18 protein-coding genes are annotated in these 20,289 nt (G+C 41.9%); 9 read left to right on the top strand and 9 right to left on the bottom strand.

Going from position 1 to position 20,289, the window contains the following annotated elements:
* Positions 1-47: 47 nt before the first annotated feature.
* Positions 48-917, top strand: coding sequence for a 23S rRNA (adenine(2030)-N(6))-methyltransferase RlmJ (locus tag C2869_RS19115; RefSeq protein ID WP_108604445.1), 870 nt, complete (start codon positions 48-50; stop codon positions 915-917).
* Between the two features lie 115 nt (positions 918-1,032).
* Here C2869_RS19115 and C2869_RS19110 read toward each other — a convergent pair whose 3' ends face one another.
* Positions 1,033-1,692, bottom strand: coding sequence for a dUTP diphosphatase (locus C2869_RS19110; protein WP_108604444.1), 660 nt, complete (start codon positions 1,690-1,692; stop codon positions 1,033-1,035).
* Positions 1,693-2,097: 405 nt separating this feature from the next.
* Between C2869_RS19110 and C2869_RS19105 the strand changes: the two genes are divergently transcribed.
* The 6 genes from C2869_RS19105 to C2869_RS19080 all read left to right on the top strand — a co-directional run bounded on the left by C2869_RS19105 (position 2,098) and on the right by C2869_RS19080 (position 8,327).
* The gene (locus C2869_RS19105; RefSeq protein WP_108604443.1) at positions 2,098-3,324 is read left to right on the top strand and encodes an aspartate aminotransferase family protein; all 1,227 of its coding nucleotides are present in this window, start codon (positions 2,098-2,100) and stop codon (positions 3,322-3,324) included.
* A gap of 12 nt (positions 3,325-3,336) precedes the next feature.
* Positions 3,337-4,356: an arginine N-succinyltransferase gene (gene astA / locus C2869_RS19100; protein ID WP_108604442.1), complete on the top strand. Its 1,020-nt coding sequence runs from the start codon at positions 3,337-3,339 to the stop codon at positions 4,354-4,356.
* Positions 4,357-4,419: 63 nt separating this feature from the next.
* Positions 4,420-5,898 (top strand): succinylglutamate-semialdehyde dehydrogenase, encoded by a 1,479-nt coding sequence (gene astD / locus C2869_RS19095; RefSeq protein WP_108604441.1) that lies wholly within the window; start codon positions 4,420-4,422, stop codon positions 5,896-5,898.
* A gap of 574 nt (positions 5,899-6,472) precedes the next feature.
* The gene (locus tag C2869_RS19090) at positions 6,473-6,811 is read left to right on the top strand and encodes a DUF3802 family protein (protein ID WP_108604440.1); all 339 of its coding nucleotides are present in this window, start codon (positions 6,473-6,475) and stop codon (positions 6,809-6,811) included.
* Between the two features lie 93 nt (positions 6,812-6,904).
* Complete coding sequence (gene speD, locus C2869_RS19085) at positions 6,905-7,720, top strand: adenosylmethionine decarboxylase (protein ID WP_108604439.1); 816 nt, start codon at positions 6,905-6,907, stop codon at positions 7,718-7,720.
* Between the two features lie 100 nt (positions 7,721-7,820).
* Entirely contained in the window at positions 7,821-8,327 is a 507-nt protein-coding gene (locus C2869_RS19080; RefSeq protein ID WP_108604438.1) for a DUF4234 domain-containing protein, read from the top strand.
* 420 nt (positions 8,328-8,747) lie between these two features.
* Here C2869_RS19080 and ltrA read toward each other — a convergent pair whose 3' ends face one another.
* From ltrA to C2869_RS19040, 8 genes are all read right to left on the bottom strand, one after another.
* Positions 8,748-9,983, bottom strand: coding sequence for a group II intron reverse transcriptase/maturase (gene ltrA, locus C2869_RS19075; RefSeq protein WP_108601131.1), 1,236 nt, complete (start codon positions 9,981-9,983; stop codon positions 8,748-8,750).
* 669 nt (positions 9,984-10,652) lie between these two features.
* A complete protein-coding gene (locus C2869_RS19070) occupies positions 10,653-11,921 on the bottom strand; it encodes a DUF58 domain-containing protein (RefSeq protein ID WP_159084240.1) in 1,269 nt (422 codons plus the stop codon).
* A gap of 59 nt (positions 11,922-11,980) precedes the next feature.
* Entirely contained in the window at positions 11,981-13,000 is a 1,020-nt protein-coding gene (locus C2869_RS19065; protein WP_108604436.1) for an AAA family ATPase, read from the bottom strand.
* Positions 12,997-14,214, bottom strand: coding sequence for a DUF4350 domain-containing protein (locus tag C2869_RS19060; RefSeq protein WP_108604435.1), 1,218 nt, complete (start codon positions 14,212-14,214; stop codon positions 12,997-12,999). Before C2869_RS19060 ends, C2869_RS19065 begins: the two co-directional genes overlap by 4 nt.
* Positions 14,201-15,712 carry a hypothetical protein gene (locus C2869_RS19055; protein ID WP_108604434.1) on the bottom strand — a complete coding sequence of 504 codons (1,512 nt, stop codon included), beginning with the start codon at positions 15,710-15,712 and terminating at the stop codon, positions 14,201-14,203. The genes C2869_RS19060 and C2869_RS19055 overlap by 14 nt, the downstream gene beginning before the upstream one ends.
* Positions 15,702-16,652 carry a stage II sporulation protein M gene (locus C2869_RS19050; RefSeq protein ID WP_108604433.1) on the bottom strand — a complete coding sequence of 317 codons (951 nt, stop codon included), beginning with the start codon at positions 16,650-16,652 and terminating at the stop codon, positions 15,702-15,704. Before C2869_RS19050 ends, C2869_RS19055 begins: the two co-directional genes overlap by 11 nt.
* Positions 16,649-17,371 carry an RDD family protein gene (locus C2869_RS19045; RefSeq protein ID WP_108604432.1) on the bottom strand — a complete coding sequence of 241 codons (723 nt, stop codon included), beginning with the start codon at positions 17,369-17,371 and terminating at the stop codon, positions 16,649-16,651. The genes C2869_RS19050 and C2869_RS19045 overlap by 4 nt, the downstream gene beginning before the upstream one ends.
* A 121-nt stretch (positions 17,372-17,492) precedes the next feature.
* Positions 17,493-18,353: a type 2 periplasmic-binding domain-containing protein gene (locus C2869_RS19040; RefSeq protein ID WP_108604431.1), complete on the bottom strand. Its 861-nt coding sequence runs from the start codon at positions 18,351-18,353 to the stop codon at positions 17,493-17,495.
* A gap of 573 nt (positions 18,354-18,926) precedes the next feature.
* Here C2869_RS19040 and C2869_RS19035 point away from each other — a divergent pair.
* Entirely contained in the window at positions 18,927-19,253 is a 327-nt protein-coding gene (locus tag C2869_RS19035; RefSeq protein WP_108604430.1) for a hypothetical protein, read from the top strand.
* A 266-nt stretch (positions 19,254-19,519) separates the two neighbouring features.
* Complete coding sequence (locus C2869_RS19030; RefSeq protein WP_108604429.1) at positions 19,520-20,245, top strand: glutathione peroxidase; 726 nt, start codon at positions 19,520-19,522, stop codon at positions 20,243-20,245.
* The last annotated feature ends 44 nt before the right edge of the window (positions 20,246-20,289 follow it).

The raw sequence follows: 20,289 nt of genomic DNA, 5'->3' as shown, positions 1-20,289 counted from the left end.
TTAACCAACCATCTTGCATCTTGTATTCTTTTGTATTGAGTTTTTAAATGCTAAGTTATCGTCACTCATTTCACGCGGGTAATTACGCTGATGTGCTAAAACACATAGTGCAGATTGCCATTCTTGACCACCTTAATAAAAAAGCTAAACCATACTGTGTGGTTGATACCCATGCTGGGGCAGGTGCATATCGCTTAACTGAAGAGCATGCGCAAAAAACATTAGAATATGTTGATGGTATTGGCCGATTTTGGCACAAAGACACGATTGCCGAGATTGAAAAATACCCGCTATTGGCGCGTTATATACAAAAAATACAGTCTTTTAATCCCACTGAGTCTTTGACGCAATATCCAGGTTCACCTTGGTTTAGCATTCAGGCTATACAGGAGCATAATATAAGGGCTGATCAGGTTTTTTTACATGAGATCCACCCGACAGATTCAGGTTTGCTAAGTGAGTTTGTTGGGCGCAACCCGCAAGTGCATTTGCAATTTAAAGACTGTTTTAAACACGCCTTAGGTTTATTACCGCCTAAGCAAAAACGTGGCTTGGTGATGATCGATCCACCTTATGAAATTAAGCAGGATTATCAAAACGTCATTGATTTTGTATTAAAGGCGCATAAGAAATTTGCGACGGGGACTTATGCAATTTGGTACCCAGTTGTACAGCGTTATCGTATTGAGAAAATGCAAAAAGCATTGGTTGCGTCAGGTATTAAAAATATTCAAAATTTTGAGATAGGTATCGCGCCAGATTCAGATGCCATAGGTATGACAGCCGCAGGCATGATAGTGATTAATCCACCATGGACACTGATGGACGAGTTACAAGGCTTAATGCCTTATTTAACCGAGAAATTAGCTGGTGAAGAAAGGGCGCATTATAAAGCTGAACAGTGGGTTGGCGAATAGCCTGAGCGAGAATATCATATTGTAGGGCCGGATTTATTTCGGCTAACACATGGTTGCTGAGATAAAATCTGCCCTACGATTATGCGATGTTTATAGGCGCAACAGTTCAACGTTTTTAAGTTACATTAAGTAACTGATAACGCTTATTTAATTCACTATATAAATCATCTTGATAAGAATCAGACTTAACGTCCAACTTAGTCATAATTTCGACTAAGTGTTCGTTGTCTTCGCGACCACTCCATTCTTTAATGTAAGTGCCTTCTTTATAGCCATGATCTTGGCGGAAAAAGTTCAGCACGTTTTTGCTGACGTATTGCGCGTACAAATCATCCCAACTCATTTGGCAATCGGTCAATAAAGCAGAAAACAAAGACACTGAATAACGCTTAGCAGCAGCCAGCCCTATCATTAATTCAAGCTTATCTAATAAAGATAATTGGCTAAATTCAAATTCGTTACCGTCAAAGGTTAATGAAGTTTGGTCTAGCTCGGCAAAGACTTCTTGTTGTGCCTTAGCTTGATCACCTTGGTGTTTAATTAAAATGGCAGATAACACAAAATGCCAAATATCGACTAGTTCCATTTGTAATTGCTCAAGATCACAATCTTGTTTTTTCCACCATTTCCAGCCGTGGTGTTCAATGGCTTCGCTGCCTTCAATGACAACAGCACGTAAAAAAGGTGAGCGAACGGCGATCCAATCTGGGTTTACTTTGGCGTTCATTTTATCTTGCAAGGCCAGCATAGTGGCGGCTTGAGCAGAAACAAGCATGGGGCAATCCTGATAGTTGTTAGCATTATTTTGTGGCGCTAAGTTTAATCTAGCTAAGCGGTGAAATGTACTGTTATTTATTAAGTTGTGGCTTGTTTGTGGATGCCACTTAAATATGTGCTGTAAACATTTATTGACAGATTTACACCCGTTGATCGCTATTTAGCTGAGTTTATTCAATAATAATGCAATTTTATTCTCTTATTTAGCATATATATTCATTTTAATGGTGTTTATATGCAAATAGTCTCAATTTTCTGTAATTATTTTAACCTGCTGGCTACCCAAATCCTATTTCATTTCGCATAATCAATTTAACCCCAAAGCGAATTGTGTTTGGGGGCGATAACGACGACATACCTGTAGACAGGTATTTAGAATTAAAACGAATGGAGAATATCTAAGATGCAAGTCACTCGGGCCACGTTTGATGAAGTAATGATCCCTAATTATGCCCCAGCCGCAATTGTGCCTGTTAAAGGCCAAGGCTCACGAGTATGGGACCAAGAAGGCCGAGAGTATATCGACTTTGCGGGCGGTATCGCGGTTAATTGTTTAGGACATTGCCACCCAGCTATTGTCGATGCGGTGAAATCGCAAGCGGATACGCTTTGGCATGTCAGTAATATTTGGACAAATGAGCCAGCGTTAAGATTAGCTAAAAAATTAACAGAAAAGACATTCGCTGAAAAAGTTTACTTTTGTAACTCAGGAGCAGAGGCAAACGAAGCGGCGTTAAAGTTAGCGAGACGCTGGGCGTTAGACGAACACGGCGCCGATAAAAATCAAATTATTGCGTTTAACCAAGGTTTCCACGGTAGAACGTTTTTTACGGTTACTGTGGGTGGGCAAGCGGCGTATTCAGATGGTTTTGGGCCAAAACCTGGTGCCATTGATCATGTTGATTTCAACGATTTAGCTGCGCTAGAAGCGATTATGTCAGATAAAACCTGTGCGGTTGTTGTCGAACCTATTCAAGGGGAAGGTGGCGTAACACCGGCGACTAAAGCGTTTTTGTCAGGTGTGCGTGCTTTGTGTGATAAACATAATGCCTTATTGGTGTTTGATGAAGTGCAAACCGGTGCCGGCAGAACAGGGGCGTTATATGCCTATGAGCATTATGGTGTTACACCTGATATTTTAACTTCGGCTAAAGGTTTAGGTGGCGGTATTCCGATTGGTGCCATGTTAACCACAACAGAAGTGGGTAAGCATTTGGCCTTTGGTACGCATGGTAGCACCTATGGTGGTAACCCGTTAGCTTGTGCGGTAGCAGAAGCGGCATTTGATGTTATAAGCACTGAACCCGTATTAGCGGGCGTGGCTAAGCGGGAGCAAGTGATCCGCGATGCACTGGCTAAAATAAATGATGAATTTGGTATTTTTACCGAAGTTAGAGGTAAAGGGTTATTGCTAGGCATGGAACTCACCCCAGACTATCATGGCAAAGCGCGTGACTTTATTGCTGCTGCAGTTGAGCAAGGTTTAATGATATTAGTCGCCGGTGCAAATGTTTTGCGTTTTGCGCCAGCACTCGTGATCAGTGATGAAGAGCTACAACTGGGCTTAGATAGATTTGCTAAAGCAGTCGCGAGTGTAGTGAATGCTAATAATGCGCAAAAAGAGGATTAAAAACGTGTAGTTATGCTAGTCGTGCGGCCAATATCAATTACGGATTATCCAGCTTTGCATGGATTAGCGGTTGAATCGGGGCACGGCTTTACCTCTTTACCTGTCAATGAAGCGCTACTGCAACAAAAAATAGCTCGTTCAGTAGCGGCTTTTCAAACTATTCCTAGTCAAGCAACTGACTCCAGTTATCTATTTGTATTAGAAGACACCCAAAGCCAAAAAGTGGTGGGGATTTCCGGTATTGAAGGGGCGGTGGGCTTAGCCGATTCTTTTTACCATTATCATCTTAGTAAGGTGGTGCATGCATCACGGCGCTTGAAGGTTTATAACGAAGTCGAGTTGTTGACCTTATGCAATGATTACACAGGTCAAACAGAGATCTGTACCTTATTTTTATTAGCGGATTACCGCAAAGCTTATGCGGGCAAGTTATTGTCTAAAGTGCGTTTTTTGTTTATGGCTGAACATAGGCAAGGTTTTGCCCAGCGCGTGTTTGCAGAAATGCGCGGCGTTTCAGACGACAAGGGGCAATCACCTTTTTGGCAGTGGCTTGAGAAGCACTTTTTTACTCTAGATTTTCCGACCGCTGATTACTTATCGGGTATCGGTCAAAAAGAGTTTATTTCTGAGCTCATGCCAAAATATCCGATATACGTCAATCTGTTATCTGCAGACGCACAGGCTGTAATAGGCAAGGTGCATGACAAAACCCAGCCAGCGCTAGCCTTGCTCGAAAAAGAAGGTTTTCGATGGCGTGGTTATGTCGATATTTTTGATGGCGGCCCTACGGTTGAAAACGAGCTGGAAAATATTAATAGCATTAAACAATCGCGTAAATTGAGTGTAGAAATAGCTGAGCCGCAATCTAACAAGGTCATTTTAGTATGCAACACTAAGTTTAGTGATTTTCGAGCTTTAGTTGTTGAGTCTGAGGTTGATAGCGTCAGTCAAAAAATACGGCTAAGTGCGGCACAAGCTGATTATTTGTTAGTTAAACCTGATGATAGTGTCAGAGTGTTAACCATTGCCTAATAAATGAGTTAACAGTGAGTTACCAGTGATTTACTAGTGAGTTAGTGTTGAGCGAGGTGGAGTATGACTGTGATCAAAGGCCAACTTTTTATTAATGGTGAGTGGACACAAGGCTCAGGCGAGTTGTTCAATGCGATTGATGGTGCCAAAAATCAAATATATTGGACAGGAAACGCAGCCAGTCATCAGCAAATTGATTTAGCAATTTCTAGTGCGAGGCAAGCCTTTACTCGTTGGGCGCAAACGCCTTTGGCGCACAGGCAAGATTTGCTTAAAGCCTATGCCGAGGCACTTACCGCTAACAAAGCTATGTTAACCGCTGCCATCGCCCAAGATACCGGAAAACCTTTATGGGAAGCTGCAACCGAGGTGGCGGCAATGGTGGGTAAAATTGCATTGTCAATAAAATCTTACCTGCAACGAACGGGCGTAACCGAAGCCGAAATGCCCGGTGCTACAGCGTTTACTCGGCACAAACCTCATGGCGTGTTAGCTGTGTTTGGTCCTTATAATTTTCCCGGACATTTACCTAATGGCCATATTGTACCTGCCATATTGGCAGGCAACACGGTTGTGTTCAAACCGAGTGAACTGACGCCAAACACTGCCCAATTAATGCTTAAAATATGGCAGCAGGTTGGGTTGCCAAATGGGGTTATTAATTTGCTTCAAGGGCAATTAGATTGTGCCCAATACCTGAGTCAGCATAAATCTATTGATGGTTTATTATTTACTGGCAGCTCGCAAGTTGGCTGCTTGTTACATCAACAATTTGCTGGCCAACCACAAAAAGTATTGGCACTGGAAATGGGAGGAAACAATCCCTTAGTGGTCGAGCAAGTGGCTAATGTGGATGCCGCGGTGCATGCTATTATTCAGTCGGCGTTTATTACCTCTGGGCAGCGCTGTACCTGTGCTAGGCGTTTGTATGTTCCGCAAGGGCTACAAGGTGACGACATCATTGCGCGGTTAGTGGAGGTGAGCCAAGCTATAAGCGTGAATGAGTATGATGTTGAGCCCCAGCCATTTATGGGTTCGTTAATTAACCACCAAGCGGCGCAGCAGGTATTAAGCGCTCAGCAAATGTTACAGGCGAAAGGGGCTAACACGCTTTTGGCTGGCCGATTATTAAAAGCCGGTAGTGGATTGCTTTCACCGGCCATACTGGATGTGACTGAGGTCAGTGAGTTAGAAGACAAAGAGATATTTGGCCCGCTATTGCAAATTACTCGCTACCAAGATTTTGACCAAGCAATTGAACTGGCCAACGACAGTCAATACGGTCTGTCTGCTGGTTTGTTGAGTGATAATCCAGATAAATGGCAACAATTTTATGCTTTGATCCGTGCTGGAATTGTCAATTGGAATCGGGCTATTACTGGTGCCAGTGGCAGTGCTCCATTTGGTGGCGTGGGGTTGAGCGGCAACCATAACCCCAGTGCGTATTATGCGGCTGATTATTGCGCATATCCGGTAGCATCCGTGGAGGCCAAACAAGTCGTATTACCGAGCACTTTATCGCCCGGATTAACGTTTAACTAGTTGTTATGCCAAAACCTTTATTCGTAGAATCCGCCACAGTTTTTTAACTTTGTGTAATAAAACTGTTAATTAAAATATAATCACCAACATTGATCGTCATTCACTTACGCGCCATACTAGCAAAAATAATTTCACTTACGGTTTAGATCGTTTGTCGGGCCGAATTCACTGCGGCAAACACAAGGTTTTTCGTTGTAAAATCGAACCTAGATTTTGGCAAATGGTTATAAATATAGTCAAAGCGATCAGGTTTTAGGGGAAGCCGTCAAGCTTCGAGACCCCATGAGCATATGCTCTACTATGTGATTGGGGCTGCCTAAAGGGATTTAGGTATTAGGACGACGCAGGAGCCAAAGTCGAGAGTAAGCGCTGACAATGAACCATAAGACCTGAGCGAGAAGACTATAAAGCTTTTGATTTAAGGTTCTACTCGTACCTTTTCAAGAAAGAAATGACCAGTAGAAACAGTACTAGCTTTGTGCATTTAACGATTTTGAACTATGGTTTGCTTATCGTTATGTGACTTACAAGTAGGTGAGGAGAATTACCAGCGGTATTTAAGGTAACAATTGCTATGGTTACAGAGTCTCAAGCATATATTGAATTAATTTCTTATTTTACTGAAAATCTCGACATGTTTAACGAGTCTAACCACCCGTCGTTAGACAAGTCTTTACGTGATTTGATTGAAGAACACATTGCAGAAAAGATGATTAGCTTTTTTGCGCAACATGAATCGCTTGATCAAGATACGCGAATGGATGTGGTACGTGAAGTCGATGCGATCGTCACTGATTTAGAAGAGTTTTTGTCGCGCCGCCTTGAGCAAAAAGCCACAGCTCAACAAGAAGAGTTTATTGTTGAGTATTCCGGATTAATCAAAAACTTATTTGATTCCGTTTTTGTCGACTAACGACATCCTTTCACCGCTCTAACGCTTATTAAAACAATGCCTGTTTTTATAAACTGGCATTGTTTTACATTAATTCGCTTTTGGACTTAATTTTTGAATGGTTCTAATCCCAAAATTAAACTGAATGGTTTTAATAACTTAACTAAAAGCTTAAGTTGTTCTATTTACGAAATTTGTTGGACTAATTGCGCGCAGCAACAACAAGCTTATCAGGCTTTTATTAATCGTAAATATAATGCCCAGCAATTGACCCAAGTATTGCGCAAGGTTGTTGAGGTGATTGGTGCAAATGTATTGAATATCGCATTGCAAGACTATGAACCCCAAGGTGCCAGTGTTACAGCGTTAATAGAGGAAAAAGCCACCGCCGACCTTGAGCTAGATACCCAAGCGCGTCCAGGGCCTATTCCTACCTCTGTTGTGTCACATTTGGATAAAAGCCATATATGTGTGCATACCTACCCAGAAAGTCACCCGACTAATGGTATTAACACCTTTAGGGCTGACATTGAAGTGTCTACTTGTGGCCTTATTTCACCTTTAAAAGCGTTAAACTTTTTGATCCATAGTTTTGACGCAGATGTAGTGACCCTAGATTATCGAGTGCGTGGCTTTACTCGTGATATTGACGGTAAAAAGCACTATATCGATCATGACATTCATTCTATTCAAAACTTCCTGACAGAAGATATACATCAACAGTATCAAATGCTAGATGTGAATGTGTTTCAAGAAAACTTATTTCACACCAAACTGATGAAAAATCAGAACGAAACGCCAATGAATCGATTTAACTTTAGCAAGGATCGCTCAGCTAATATCTTAGACAACAAAGAAGCAGAAAGCGTGAAAAAACTCCTGAAACGAGAACGACAGGAGATATTTTACGGACGCAATATTGAAGAGTGAATTATAAGCAATTAGCGACTTAAATTTGTGCTTTTTTTTCCCATGTTTTTTGCTATTATCAAGCCGCTCGGAATATTTAATTAACAAAAAGGAAACAAAAATGTCTCAGGCTAATGATGTAGTTGAAAATGCGTTTGAAGCGCCAAAAGCTGATTTACAATCTGGCTCTGGAGCTCAGGATATTCTTGAATTTAAACGCTTTTCAGCATGGGGAGTGTTCTTTCTATCAATAATTACCTTGGGTATTTACTATTTATACTGGCTGTATTCTCGTGGCATTCAAATGAATGAATTTGCCCAAGAAGCAAAAGTTAAAATGAATGCGCTTTACGCTTATATTGTGTTGTCAGTTCTGGCCAACATTTTAGGTATTTTTGATGAAAATACCGAACTAGCTATTGCGTCAGGGGTATTATCGCTAATCGGATTTGTCTTTTATATTATTGCTGTTTTTTCAATGCGTGCTGCTCTGCAAGAAGTGATTAACAAAAGTGCTAGCGAGCCGGTTAAATTAGGTGGCGTGTTAACTTTCTTCTTTAGTGCTATCTACTTCCAGTACAAAACTAACCAAGCGATTGATTTGTTACAGCCAGCAGATCAAGCTTAAGCTGTTATACGGTTTTTATGCTTTAACATGATAACTATAGTCTTCTCGCTCAGGCCTTATGGTTCATTGTCAGCGCTTACTCACCCCAATCACATAATAGAGCATATGCTCATGGGGATTCGAAGCTTGACGGCTTCCCCTAAAACCTGATCGCTTTGACTATAAAAGCCGCACTTGCGGCTTTTTTTGTGTTTGTTGTCTGTTTTCTTCAACGCAGTGAAATTAATAAGCCATCGCTCGTTTTATATCTTCGCCATGCTTAATCAGAGTTGAGGTTAATGAATCTACCGGTTTTTGTGGAAAACCGCCGTTTTAAAGAATCAATTTTTTGGTCGAGTAGGCCGAGGGAGCTTCCCCCTCAGCCTCTCACAGATCCGTACGTGAACCTCTCAATTCATACGGCTCCTCTCGTTTCACCATTTACGGCCTGCAACCAAATTGCCAATGAGAAAATAGATACGGTTGTGTATTACACACCCTTTGCATCCATTTTCTTGCTCTTTGGTAACTGAATTTCAGCCGTTTGTATTTCTTCTTCGCCCATTTCAACAATTTAAGGTTTATCCAAGACATAAGTGGCCTTAATGCTGTTTTCCAAAACCGACTGAAGTAATTTATCCACCCGCTTATCATCGGATTAAGCTTATACGCCAACTCTTGTATCGTTAACCCCGTTTGCTTATGTAGCTTGAGCGCTTTAACTTTCTCTCTAATTTTCTGTTTCGCTTTAGGGCTAATAGCAGGTGTAAAGCCAACAAACATGCGACCCCACCGATTCCTTACTAACCTTGGCCTGAAACAGTAACTAAGAAAATCAAAGCTAATGACTTCATGTGCTTCTTGTCTACCTTCATCAAAGCAGTAAACCAGTTTAGTTTTCTCTGGATGACATTCTAGACAACAATCTAACATGCGTTGCTCAATAGCTTGCTTTAACGCCTTTGCTTCTTGCTCACTACGACAGTGAACCACTGCATCATCCGCATAGCGTGCAAATTGAACATGTGGATGTTCTCTTCGCAACCATTTGTCGAATGCGTAGTGTAAAAACAAATTGGCTAGCAATGGGCTTATCACGCCTCCTTGTGGTGTTCCTTTCGTTCGCTCTATTATCTGACCATCCGAGGTTTCCATTGGCGCTTTAAGCCAACGTTCGATATAGAGTAATACCCATGGGTTATTGGTATGTTTGCGTAACGCTTTGCCCAATAACACCCAGTCCAAGTTATCAAAGAAGCCTTTGATATCTAAATCAATCACCCAGTCGTATCGCCAACACCGCTGGCGCGTTATCGCTAATGCATCATGTGCACTGCGATTAGGTCTGTAACCATAAGAATCATTATCGAATACCGATTCTAATTCAGGCTCCAACTCCATCTTGACGACCATCTGTGCAACTCGGTCTGATACCGTGGGTATGCCTAGTACTCGAACGCCCTTATCCTTAGGGATTTCGACACGCTTCACCGTCGGTGGAAAATAGCTGCCCGATGACATTCGATTCCATATCTTGTACAGGTTCTTCTTCAAGTCCTGTTCAAAATCACTCATCGATTGCTCATCAATTCCTGCCGCTCCACCGTTGGCTCTTACACGTAACCAGGCTTCATAAACTGTCCATTTCGAAATACTAAATGGTTTTGCTGAATTCAATCATTCCTCCTGCTGCAGCAGTTGATGAAAGTTTCATTTAAAACGAGGCAATCCCTTCGCTAGATAACCATTACAGCTATCATCATCACTACTACGAATTGCTCCGCCCCAGTGCTTTGCATTCAGACTTGGCTCTCATGGGGTTTCCATTCGAGGATATCTGTTAACATCAAAACGACTGGTTCTTACGTTCCATATAAAACCCCGAGTTAAATTCACGTCAGCTCTTTGCCGGCTCCCGCTTAGTTGGTAATCAGGTTGCCTCTAAGCTCTTCCCAAACTCCACCCAGTAGCTTGGTTTCGGGATGCAACGGTTAAATATTTCGACACCTACGCTGTTCGTCTCTTTAACTCACACCTGACAAATCATTGTGTTTGCCTTTCCCTTATCGCTCACGACAGTGACTCTTAACCAATGCCGCATAAGGTGGTTTCCACCTGCACCTGAATGCCGATGGGATGGGCCAAACCATCATGTTTTATATAGTTGCGTTACCTTCCAGCCTTCCTTGTACTGTTGGTAACTCGTAACACACTGGGCGAGCATTTATGCTTGCAGAGCCTGCAAACCTTTCTCTCCAAAAGCGCAAGATTAAATGAGCTATTTTGCGCAGTAGGGAGAGAGCCGAATTTGTTTCGGCGAACGCAAGGCGTGTCGATGTAATATCGCTATAACAAGCCTGAATGTTTTACGTTTAAATAGGTATTGACTACATAGGGTAATAGCAGCTCTGGTTTGGTGTCGACACAGATCACGTTTTCTTTGCGTAAACGTTTTAAATTTAGCTGATACTGATTATGTAATGCTATCGCGGCGCAATAGCTGTTGGCATCACTGGCATCAGTTATCGGCTCGGCTAATGCTTCTTTTAAGCCTTGATTTTCGATATTAATGAGTGCGACTAGGTGGTGTTGTTGTAGTCGCTTAATAGCCGGTAGAAGCTCATTTAAATCTTGATCATTGATTGTCGTCACGAGCAAGATCAGCGCGCGTTTACTGCGCTTGGTTAGCAAATTCTGCACGGCTTGGCTGTAGTCGCTAGCGCTTTCATCTGGGTACAGATCATAAAAATGGTTCATCACGCGTGATACATTTTGTGCGCCTTTAACTCCAGCTAGCCAACGCTCGTGTTGACCAAAGCTTTGCATGCTAAACCAGTCACCTTGTTTTAATACCGTGTGGCTGAGCATGAGTAGGGCATTGAGCGCGGCGTCAAAGTGAGTGCCAACATGGGTTTCTATATTCATGCGTTGCCCAGCATCTAGCATAACGATGACATGTTGGTTTTGTTCTTCCTGATATTCTTTTGAGATCAGCTTTTGCCGTTTACTGGTGGCTTGCCAGTCTATTTGTCTAACACTATCGCCTTGCCTAAAGTCACGTAATTGATGGAACTCTATTCCTTCGCCACGTTTCTTCTGCAGCTTTAATCCCGTCATCATTTGCGTGCTAACGCCATTCAAGTTTTGACCTTGATTAAGGCGGTTAAAATCAGGGTACACCTTAATATTGCTGTTTAGCTCAATAAGCCAATATTGTTGCCAAAAACGCCAGGGAGAATTAATACAAAGTTCAATACTGGTAATTTGATAATTACCGCGTTTAGTCGGTTTAATACGATAACGTTTATTGGCTTGTTGGTTGGCTGATAACGCTATGTTTTCGCTAATGAGTTCAGTTTCAAATTCATTAGGCGTATGTTCTGAGAACGTGAAAACGTAAGGTTGAGTTGAGTTATTACGAAAATGTAGATCAACGTTTTGCCAGCGATTAAAGCTGATATTGTTTGGCAACTGTCGCTCGACTTCAATCGTCGGGGTTGAGTTTGAGCGTAGCCAATCAACTAAACCTATAATAGCGAGGATCACGGCACCCAAATAAGCAAAAATCATGGGCTGGTCGTGACCATTGGCTGTTACTTTTAGTAACAAAGTCAAAAGCAAAAGGCCCGCTAGAAAAATTATGCTTTTTCTAGTGGGTCGAAAGGCAATACGCATCATATTCTTGGTGCTTCAATGCTAGCTAAAATTTCGGTTATGACTTGTGCTTGGCTAACGCCTTCTAGCTCGAGCTCAGCGGATAATACCAAGCGGTGGCGTAAAATATTAGGCGCGACGATTTTTACGTCATCAGGCGTGACAAAATCACGGCCATTCATCAATGCATTCACTTTTGCGGCTTTAAGTAAGTTAATGCTAGCTCGCACCCCAGCGCCGTGCAGTACACCATGCCAAGTACGAGTTTGCCTAGCGATATCGACTGCATATTGAAAGATTTTTTCATCGACAATAGTTGCAGTGGCGAGATTTTTAATTTGCGCTATTTTGTCCGCATTGATAACACTGGCTAATGTTTCGACATTTTGCTCATTGCTTTTAATTTCTGTATTCAGTTTTAGCAGGGCAATTTCAGCGGCTTCATCCGGATATTGCAGCTCAATTTTCATCATAAAGCGATCAAGCTCGGCTTCGGGTAGCGGGTAAGTGCCTTCTTGATCGAGCGGGTTTTGCGTGGCTAAAACCATAAAAGGTGAGGCAAGCGCTGTGCTGGTGCCATCTATGGTTATTTGTTGTTCTTGCATGACTTCGAGTAGCGCCGATTGGGTTTTGGCAGGCGCGCGGTTGATTTCGTCGGCCAACAAAATATTGGTAAAAGCAGGGCCGCGTTTGGTGGTAAATTGCCCAGCTTTCATGTCGTACAAGCTGTGGCCTAGTACATCTGATGGCATTAAGTCTGGGGTGAACTGTACGCGGGCGAAATCGACTTGAACACTTTGCGCCAGTGCGCGTACTAACAAGGTCTTGCCGAGTCCAGGCACACCTTCTAACAATACATGGCCACCTGCAAATAAGGTGGTTAATACATTCTCTATGACGAGATCTTGGCCGACGAGAACCTGACTAATATTGGTTTTAATATGATTAACTGCTTCAAAAGCCTGTTGCAATGTCATTGTGCTTGGGTCGGTTACAGTATCGGCCGTGGTATCGGCTACATGGCTTGCATCAGTGGTCATATTGCTTTCCTTAATTGCTTAAATAGGTTAACCGTTTTCGTTCTGGCGCTGGCTTCTTCCGGCAACGGGTCGTTTAATAGTTGTAAAAGGGTATCGCGGTCGTTGCCTGTAATTTGGCTTAAAACGCGAGCTTGTTCTGGTCTTGCCAGATGTTTAAAGTTAGGTTGGCGACGCTCAACTAACGTTTCAATATCCTGAAGCAAGGCTTGTTTTAATTGTTCATCATGCCCTTGCGCTTGCATAAATTGGCCAGTGGCTCGCACATGGCGACTGAAAGGGACTTTTTGTTCTTGATTTGGCACCTTGGCAGGCCCTAGTCGCATGGCTAAATACCATAAGCAACTGGCCGACAATAATAAAAACATAACCACAACCTGCCAAGACCAATTCCATAAAGACACTAACCAGTTGGGCGATTGTAAACTCGGTAAATAGAATAAATGCGAATTATCGCCGATAAGCCAAAGTAAAAACGCGCCATGATCGAGATGGCGTAAGCCGTGGTTTGAAATGATATCTATACTGGGTAAAAAGGTGACATAGCCGTCGTCATAGCCTATTTCACAAATTAGCTGAGCTGCCGGCGCTGTATCTTCGTTTGGCGCCGATTTTTTTTGTTCGTCCTGTTGCTCGAGCGCTGTTTTGTCTGGGGTTGGTAGTAAGGTATGTGCGCTGCCAGCACAGTTAGAAAAGTAGTAACTGTAAGGTAAATATAAAGCTAAACTGGACTCTTTATATGGTAAGTGGAGATTAGCTTCAGGCTCGGCCAATACGTTTTGACGTTGCCAGCCGAACTCATGTTCGTGAAGTGTTATCTCAGCGGTTTCGATAAACGGATTATCACCTAAAGTGAGCTGCTCTCGTCGTGAAGAAACGACGTAGATAAGATGCCCACCCGCTTGTACCCACTTGGAAAGCGCAGGTTTGATAAATGGGTGTTCTACCAGTGCCGCTTCGTCTAGGATTAAGCTTGACGATGTACTCAGGGTTATTTGTTTATTTAGTAAAAACTGCTGAGATTCACTGAGACGCGTGATGGTTTTATCGTACTTTTTGAGCAATAGTTCAGCCGCTAGCATGGGATTTTGCGCGGCGTCGCGGTTTAACCCCAGCTCAATTTCTTTTTTTTCCCAATCGATGAATACCAGCAGAGCGATGACTAAGCTGAGGCACAAAAAAATGAGTGCTGCTAAGGCAAAATTACGCGACTTCATGGCTTTCTTCCCATTGTAGTTGTGCAATTTGACTCAGTAGCTGTTGAATATCCTTTTTTTCTGTTGGGCGATGAGCCCAAGCCAATTGGATCCAATATTGGAATAACGCCCGATAAACCGCATGAAAACGCGTTGGTAACGTTGCAAGTAATGCCTGTTGGCATTCGTTTTCGGTCATCGACTTGCTCAGTTTAATCGCGTAAAACTGATCGGCACAAATTAAAGCATGCCTTAACAGATAAGCTAGGGCGAGTCGTAAATTATCGTCTTGCATGGCTTTTTGGCTAGCCGTTATTAAATCGTCTGGCCAATCATCGAGTTTTAATTCACTAAAAAAACTGGGTAATTCATTGAGTTGATTGGTTGGTTTTTTTATGGTTTGTGGGTCTTTCATGATCCAAGGTAATTTGTGATTAAAAGCTATCCAGATAATCCAAGCCACTAAAAGCAATACGATAATCCACATGATGTAGCCGATATAAGGGCTTATTGCGCTGACTGCTTTGAAGAATTCGATAATAGTGTCAAACCATTCAGGCATAGTGAATTCTTCAGGTTCATCAGAAACCGGTTGCCAAGTGATTTGCTTTTCAATCAGTTCATGCTCTTGGTATAAGTTGGCAACTTGTTGGCGTAATGTATCTGAAAATTCGCCTCGTGAGGCTTGTGCTTGTTCGACGGCGGCAGGCGTTTGTGTTTGTTCAGCGAAAGCATAGTCGGTAGGTAGCCACAGGCTAAACAAAAGGAAGATAGCAAGTGTGCTGCTACTTAACTTATTGACGATCTGTTTAAAGGCTAATTCGATATCCCAAGCTTCTAATTTAATACGGCTATTTAAGTACATAAGAAAGCCACCAGCGGTAAAATAGGGCGCCACCAAGCTGATTGCCACTATATAATTAAAGAAATACACTTCTTCGATAAAGCCATTTTCAAAACTTTCGCTTAAAAAAGCTTGGTCTATGTGGGTACCTTGCGGTAAGAAAAAATAAATAGCCGCAAACATAGCGAGCACTAAAACAAGCTCGATATGAACGCAAAAAATCATCCACCAAGTTTGTTTTGCATCGCAGCGTGCTGTTAGTAAGTTTTTGCGTTTAGTTGCTTTTGCACCATATTGTCGTTCGAGTTGATCGACTGCGGCTAAATACGCCCGATGAGGGCTAAAACGATGCCAACTCAGCATGAGTAAAATGGTACTAAAGCGTAGTTTACGCAGACTACTAATGGCTTGCCATGTTGTGCAGTTTGAACTAAAGCTGCGTTTGGCTAAGTAATCTAACAAAGGGCGTTCAAGTAAAGGTTTAAACCACCAAACAATGATGCCAGCATACTGTATTGGTGTGAACGTGAATATAAGTGCAGCAAAAGGCACAACCATACTTAAGTAAATTTTGAGTAATGGCCAGTAATTTTGTTTTACAAATAACTGAGTTAAATCAAATATCTGCCAAGGACTGCGGTGACGTGCTGTAAAACTTAATTTATTAAGTTCCATAGCGTGTTCCTTTGTATAGGCGATATAAGACTAGCCCCCAACCTAATCCACCAACTAAGTATTTAAACGTATTGGGAATATCTCTTGGTGACCAGAATGCTTCAATAAATGCGGCGAGTACTAACATAACAAATGCACCAATGATCAGGGGTAAAACTTGTTTGCCGGCTAGTTTTAAAGCGTAGCTACGGGCGTATATACTGGGGCGCAGTAAACTAAAGCCTAATTTACAACCGGCCGCTCCAGCGATCACGATAGCCATGAGCTCAAATGAACCATGGGTGATCACAAATGAAAAGAAAGGTGCTTGGTAGCCAACATTGACGATGTGTGCCGACACAGCACCAAAGTAAAAGCTATTAAATAACAGTGGGATGAGTGCGCCAACCCCTAATAGGGCACCCCCGCCTATCATTTGAAAGGCGATACCTATATTGTTGTATATGTAAAAACCAAACATGAGAATATCAGAATCAGCCCCTCTAGCTTGTGATTGTACATTGCCAGACGGGTTATACATGTCTTCTAAATCATTAACACTTTGCGGATCTAAAAAGTAGTAGATGGCATCGGGGGATAGGGCAACCCAAATGTAAGCAATAACGGCTAAGCCATAAAAGGCCAAAAAAGAGCCCCAAACGTAATAGCGACATTGGTAGAGTGCGGCAGGAAAATCACGAGTAAATATATTGATGATTTCTTTAAAGCTCATGCTATTGCCGCGATATAAGTGTGTTTGACCTTGTTGCACTAAGTTGTTTAGTTTCTGCATTAATGCAGGGGTGTAGTGCCGAGTTTTAGCTATGGCCAAATCGTGGCAAATGCGGCGGTACTGCTCAGGAAAATCTATGGTTAATGTTGTTGTGTCGCCTTGGTTACAAGCTTGCTCAAATGCTTGCCATCGCGAGTTATTTATTCGCACAAATTGATTTTGCTTCATGCTTTACTTCCTGTCTGTGCTTCTTGACCAGATGTCTCTTGGCCTGAATAGTAACGAGCGTAGGATTTTAACTCTTCATTTGGACTTTGTTGTTCTTTTAATAACGGGCTAAGTAAGCTAGCTAATTCGACTTGCCGAGCTTCTGATAAGCTTTCAGAGCGTTGGGCAAAATCAACAATGGCTAATTGTTCGATTGTTGATAGCGTGAATGGTGGGCTCTTTGCTTGGCCTCCATCGTTGATTGGCGGTATTATTTGTACCTCATCATATACAACCAGCGTGCCAGCAGCCCAATCGCCGACTCTTTTAAATTCTTTAGAACATAAGAGAGTGATAATGCCAACCACGTAAGCAAATGGGAAACTATCGGCGGTTCTGAGTAAGCTGCGCGTGACTATGTGGCTAAAATGTGCCGGTAAGCCATTATCCTGAACGACTCGCAGTTTATAGCGTTTTTTACCTGGCGTTTGACCGTTACGGCTTTCAAAAAAAATGTAGTAACCCCAAGTGATAATGAAATAACTCACTAAAAAGAGGCCAATACCGGCATCGCCCATTAAACTTAACGCAATACCTAATAAGCCAAGCACTAGCGTTCGTATTAATAGATCAACTAGGTAAGCGCTGGTGCGAACCGCTAATCCGGCCGGCTGGAGGTTAATACTGACGCCTTCGGGTAAGGCGCGGTAGAGTTTGTTATCGAGTCCCTGATCTTGCATTATCTGTTATTAATATTTTGTTAACGCTTTGATAATGCGATAAAAGCTGCTTCCATGCAAGTCTAAAGTCAGTATCCGGTGACGCTTATTCAGAAATAGAGTTGGATTTATCCTTGCTCTTTCAAGCGTCATAAGACTTTACGTTAAACCATAAGCGTTTATCGTCTAACGGTGTGTCTTCACTGAGTTCAGGGTTGATTAATTCGAATACGCGGCGGTTTTTAATATCGCTACGCTCTAATCCCTGCTTGATCATTTGGTGATTGAAAAAGTATTTGTCGAAGCTGCCATCTTCAATGGCTTTATATAAACCGTCAACGATGGCTTTATGTAAGGCTAAGTTGTCGCGGTTGACGAAAATATAGGCCGGCAATGGATATACAACCATGAGTTGTTTTTCTACCTCAAACGGCAAATCGGGGTGCTTCTCCATTTCTGCCCAAGGTGAATAAACACTACGGGGAAAGTAATCAAACCGACTACCGTCTAACATGTGGAATAAATTTTGGTATTTAGCAGTGGTTACGACTGATAAACCGGCATTTTTCAGTATTTTTGTGTCTGACCAGCTGGCACCTTGCCCCGCTTTCAATCCTTCTAATTGAGTTAATTCCGTAATGCCATCAAATTTTTGCTGCTCACCTTCACGAATTAAAAAAATGCGATGGCCTAATAGTCCTTTAAATAGTGGTACGCGTACGGGTAAAAAGCGTTCTTCGTATGCTTTAGACGTGCCAACCCAAGCCACATCAACACGGTTTGCGTCTAATTCATTTAGTAATTTAGTTTGGGTTAGGTAATTTGAACGTTCTTGAAATTCGTAAGGTTGTGCTGCGTAACTGAGCGCTAATTTTAATACACCGAGTTGATACGATTCTTTGGCTGAGTCAATTTTATTGTGGCGCACGATCTCTAGTGCTTGAGTTTGCCATGTAAAAATAATCGCAATTAACGCATATAATCCAGATTTAATGTATTGCATACAACCCCCAATAACGACTTAAAATTGTACTTTGGTTATAAAGTGAACATTAGTTTGTAGGTGATACTATAGTTTTTGTAATTCCAGATTGTCAAACCAAATTGTCAAAATAATAGCGCATTGTCGTTATACCCATGATAAATAGTGAGTTTTTAATAATATGGCTGCCGTCTACATCGAACAATTGCCAAGCATAATCTTTTTATAGTTGAATTTAAGCCTCACTTTAGTTTGATTTTAGTAAATTAAAGATCATAAACATATGATCTCTCACTGAATGGGTATGACCAATTAATGGGTTAGCATTTACAGATTGAGTCAGATTGCTTATTTTCGGTTGAGAAAAGTTCTTAAATTGTTCAGAGGTGGATGTTTTTTGAGCAATTAACGCTATAATTATTATTGAACTGTAAACCCATTTAGGGTCTTATTTAATTACAGTAAGCTTGGATGTAAAGTATATAGTCAAAGCGATCGGGTCGAGCAAGCGCAGGCAATGAACCTTAAGACCCGAGCAAGCAGACTATAGGTTATTTTTGTGCGCTATAGGGTAGTTGCGGGTTAAGGTGTCAAATGCAAGTTGCAGGTTTAAATTCTAATTTTACTACGGGGTTAGCGGGGCGTACGGCGCAACGTGAAGCGGATACGGGTGAATTACAATTACCTTTTAAACAAGCTGAATCGCAGGATAAAGTCACATTAAGCCCACAAGCGCAAGTGATCCAAAAAATCGGTCAAGATAATCAAGAGCGTACCGAGCAACTTAAAACAGATGAATCGAGCGGCTCTAGCAATAATTTTGTAAAAGTGACCTCGAGTATAGGCCAAGCCGCCAGTCGCTTTGGATTAAATGAACAGGAAGCGATCGAACTTTATAAAAAAATTGATGAGCTCGTTTAAGGTTGTTAACAGTGCAGTATGTTAAGTAACGAGCTACGAGTCACCTATAAGTTACATAGTTGGACAGGAAGGTTGGCGGGCTTTGTAAGCACAAACGTTCACTCATAAAAATTTTATTCTTGAAATGGCTATTTAGCGTAACAAACCACCTTTTTAATCTAAAAAATAGAACGTAACTATCGATTTAATCGCTTTTATTAAATCGTAATCTTCTACTATTATTATCTCGTGTTCAACAAACAAATCATTTCACCGAGGTAAGCTAAATGTTAACTAATAAAGAAAATCAAAACGTTCCAAGTGTTAATTTCCCAGTTCGCGTTAATGACGATTGGCAAACATGGTCTAGCGAATCACTATTTGCGGGTAAAAAAGTCATTGTATTTGCTTTGCCAGGTGCATTTACACCGACATGTTCTTCTAGTCATTTGCCTCGTTACAACGAACTTGCGCCAACATTTAAAGCAAATGGCATAGACGATATTATTTGTCTTTCAGTTAATGATACCTTTGTGATGAATGCATGGGCTGCTGATCAAAATGCGGAGCATATTCGCTTTTTACCTGACGGTAATGGTGAGTTCAGTGAAAAGATTGGTATGTTAGTCGACAAAGCGAACTTAGGTTTTGGTAAACGTAGCTGGCGCTATTCAATGTTAGTGAATGACGGTGTTATCGAAAAAATGTTTATCGAGCCAGAAGTTGAAGGCGACCCGTTTGAAGTCTCTGACGCAGATACCATGTTACAGTATGTTGCCCCTGAAGCGGTGCAAAGTGCTGATGTCACAATAGTCACTAAACCGGGTTGCCCGTATTGCGCTGAAGCGAAGACATTGTTGAAAGACAAAGGCTTGGCTTACCAAGAAATCGAATTAGCGAGTATTTCAATTGCAGGTTTACGCGCATTGTCTGGGCGAGATACCGTGCCGCAAGTTTTTATTGATGGTAAACACATAGGTGGCAGCGACGACTTAGAAGCTCATTTTTCTTAGTGTTAACACGGGCTAAAATTTAAGTAGCTTAATTTAAAAGCCAC

The sequence above is a fragment of the Saccharobesus litoralis genome, assembly GCF_003063625.1.
Classification (GTDB): Bacteria; Pseudomonadota; Gammaproteobacteria; order Enterobacterales; family Alteromonadaceae; genus Saccharobesus; species Saccharobesus litoralis.
This window is presented reverse-complemented; position numbering and strand designations above follow the sequence as displayed.

What these genes read in the sequence shown, in the direction of transcription:
- C2869_RS19115 (WP_108604445.1), top strand. Translation starts at nt 48, where the DNA reads ATGCTAAGTTATCGTCACTCATTTCACGCGGGTAATTACGCTGATGTG.
- C2869_RS19110 (WP_108604444.1), bottom strand. Translation starts at nt 1,692, where the DNA reads ATGCTTGTTTCTGCTCAAGCCGCCACTATGCTGGCCTTGCAAGATAAA.
- C2869_RS19105 (WP_108604443.1), top strand. Translation starts at nt 2,098, where the DNA reads ATGCAAGTCACTCGGGCCACGTTTGATGAAGTAATGATCCCTAATTAT.
- astA (WP_108604442.1), top strand. Translation starts at nt 3,337, where the DNA reads ATGCTAGTCGTGCGGCCAATATCAATTACGGATTATCCAGCTTTGCAT.
- astD (WP_108604441.1), top strand. Translation starts at nt 4,420, where the DNA reads ATGACTGTGATCAAAGGCCAACTTTTTATTAATGGTGAGTGGACACAA.
- C2869_RS19090 (WP_108604440.1), top strand. Translation starts at nt 6,473, where the DNA reads ATGGTTACAGAGTCTCAAGCATATATTGAATTAATTTCTTATTTTACT.
- C2869_RS19080 (WP_108604438.1), top strand. Translation starts at nt 7,821, where the DNA reads ATGTCTCAGGCTAATGATGTAGTTGAAAATGCGTTTGAAGCGCCAAAA.
- C2869_RS19065 (WP_108604436.1), bottom strand. Translation starts at nt 13,000, where the DNA reads ATGACCACTGATGCAAGCCATGTAGCCGATACCACGGCCGATACTGTA.
- C2869_RS19060 (WP_108604435.1), bottom strand. Translation starts at nt 14,214, where the DNA reads ATGAAGTCGCGTAATTTTGCCTTAGCAGCACTCATTTTTTTGTGCCTC.
- C2869_RS19055 (WP_108604434.1), bottom strand. Translation starts at nt 15,712, where the DNA reads ATGGAACTTAATAAATTAAGTTTTACAGCACGTCACCGCAGTCCTTGG.
- C2869_RS19050 (WP_108604433.1), bottom strand. Translation starts at nt 16,652, where the DNA reads ATGAAGCAAAATCAATTTGTGCGAATAAATAACTCGCGATGGCAAGCA.
- C2869_RS19045 (WP_108604432.1), bottom strand. Translation starts at nt 17,371, where the DNA reads ATGCAAGATCAGGGACTCGATAACAAACTCTACCGCGCCTTACCCGAA.
- C2869_RS19040 (WP_108604431.1), bottom strand. Translation starts at nt 18,353, where the DNA reads ATGCAATACATTAAATCTGGATTATATGCGTTAATTGCGATTATTTTT.
- C2869_RS19035 (WP_108604430.1), top strand. Translation starts at nt 18,927, where the DNA reads ATGCAAGTTGCAGGTTTAAATTCTAATTTTACTACGGGGTTAGCGGGG.
- C2869_RS19030 (WP_108604429.1), top strand. Translation starts at nt 19,520, where the DNA reads ATGTTAACTAATAAAGAAAATCAAAACGTTCCAAGTGTTAATTTCCCA.